Here is a 1804-nt window from a genome sequence, read left to right on the forward strand (position 1 = left end):
TTCGCGATCCCCGGCCTTGACGACGAGTTCCGCGTCATCGTGTCTCCGTGGATTCTGACGGTGCTCGTTACCGACCGCCTGGCTCGCTACTACGAGACGGTCACCAAGCACAACCTCAAGTATCGTCGCTACTATCACCAGTTCGACTACTAAAGAAAACGGGTGCGGGAACGCGCCGGGCTATTGAGAGGAACACAGAATGAGGCAGTACATCATCGCCAGCCATGCGCACTTCGCTACCGGCATCAAGGAGAGTGTCGAGCTGCTCTCGGGCGCTCGCGACAACGTCCACGATCTTTCGATGTTCGTCGATGACCGCATGGACGTGGCCGAGGAGGCCCAAAAACTGCTGGCAGGCATGGCTGCCGACGATGATGTCGTTGTCTGCACCGACCTCTTTGGCGGCAGCGTCAACAACGAGTTCACCAAGATCGTCCAGACGCGTCCCCGCACGTACCTCGTTACCAACATGAACCTTCCTCTGCTTATCCAGCTGCTGTTCTCTGACGAGTCGGCGCCGGTTGAGGAGACGATTCGCGCCATCGTCGCTGCGGACGATACGCGCGTGAAGTTTGTCAACGATCTTTTGGTCGATGACGAAGAGGAAGAAGAGTTCTAATCCGCAGCACCTACTGACACGCCGTAAGACGGCACAAGACCTTTGGGGGGTCACATTATGATTCAGCTACTTCGCGTCGACCATCGCCTGCTTCATGGCCAGGTCGCGGTCTCTTGGGTCCAGGGCCTTGGCTCCAACTGCATTTTCTGCGTGGGCGATAAGGTCGCCAACGACCCGGTGTGGAAGACGACGCTCAAGATGGGCAAGCCTGCCGGCTGCAAGCTCGTCATCAAGGATATGGCGAATGCCATCGAGGCCATTAACTCGGGTGTGACTGACAAATACAAGATGATTATCTGTGTCGCCACCATCGCTGAGGCAAAGCAGCTTGTTGAAGGCTGCCCGCAGATCAAGTCGGTCAACCTGGGCAACACCAAGCCCAAGGACGAGAAGCGCCCCGATGCTCGTCAGGTCTCTCGTCAGATCTTCCTGACTGCAGCCGAGGAGGCCGATGTGCGTGAGATGCTGAACAACGGCGTCGAGGTCGAGATCCGTCCTCTGGCCGATGACCCCAAGGTTGACTGCGCAAGCGTGCTCTAGGCGTTCAATTTCGAAGAGTCTGAGCTCTTCGTAGTGTCCTATTAGGAAAGGGGGATATATGCTTACCCAAGCAATCCTCATCGGACTTATCGCCGCATTTGGTAAGTTCGACTTCCAGCTCGGTACGCTCTATGCGTTCCGCCCCATCGTCCTGTGCCCGCTCGTGGGCCTGGTGCTGGGGGACCTGCAGTCCGGCCTCGCGATCGGCGCCAGCCTGGAGCTTCTGTTCATGGGCTCGATCTCCATCGGCGCCTACGTGCCGCCTGATGAGACGATCGGCGGCGTGCTCGCCTGCGCCTTCGCTATCCAGTTGGGCCAGAGCACCGAGGCAGCCATCGCGCTCGCTATGCCCATCGCCACGCTGTGCCTTGCCATCAAGAACATCCTCAACGCCGCCCTGCCGATTCTGGTTGACCGCGCTGATGTCTTCTCCGGCCAGGGCAACCTTAAGGGTGTCTATGCGATGCACTTCCTGATCGGTTTGACCGGTATCATCATGGCGTTCCTGCTGTGCTCGCTGTCGTTCTATCTGGGTGCTGACGCCATCCAGGGCATGCTCGACTTCATCCCGCCCTTTGTCCTTGCTGGCTTTGGCGTTGCCGCCAACATCCTGCCGGCCATGGGCTTCGCCATGCTCGGCCGCCT

The 1804-nt window shown here is 58.8% G+C and carries 3 protein-coding genes; all 3 read left to right on the top strand.

Annotated features, from left to right (window positions below):
* Positions 1–199: 199 nt before the first annotated feature.
* Positions 200–619 carry a PTS sugar transporter subunit IIA gene (locus DW645_RS09770; RefSeq protein WP_117565057.1) on the top strand — a complete coding sequence of 140 codons (420 nt, stop codon included), beginning with the start codon at positions 200–202 and terminating at the stop codon, positions 617–619.
* 57 nt (positions 620–676) lie between these two features.
* Positions 677–1159: a PTS sugar transporter subunit IIB gene (locus tag DW645_RS09775; protein WP_117565058.1), complete on the top strand. Its 483-nt coding sequence runs from the start codon at positions 677–679 to the stop codon at positions 1157–1159.
* Between the two features lie 58 nt (positions 1160–1217).
* A partial coding sequence (locus DW645_RS09780) for a PTS sugar transporter subunit IIC (RefSeq protein WP_147325448.1) occupies positions 1218–1804 on the top strand: 587 nt, incomplete at its 3' end.

It is taken from the genome of Collinsella sp. AM23-17 (assembly GCF_003470945.1).
Classification (GTDB): Bacteria; Actinomycetota; Coriobacteriia; order Coriobacteriales; family Coriobacteriaceae; genus Collinsella; species Collinsella aerofaciens_O.

Coding starts and splice junctions, on each gene's coding strand:
- DW645_RS09775 (WP_117565058.1), top strand. CDS start 677: ATGATTCAGCTACTTCGCGTCGACCATCGCCTGCTTCATGGCCAGGTC.
- DW645_RS09770 (WP_117565057.1), top strand. CDS start 200: ATGAGGCAGTACATCATCGCCAGCCATGCGCACTTCGCTACCGGCATC.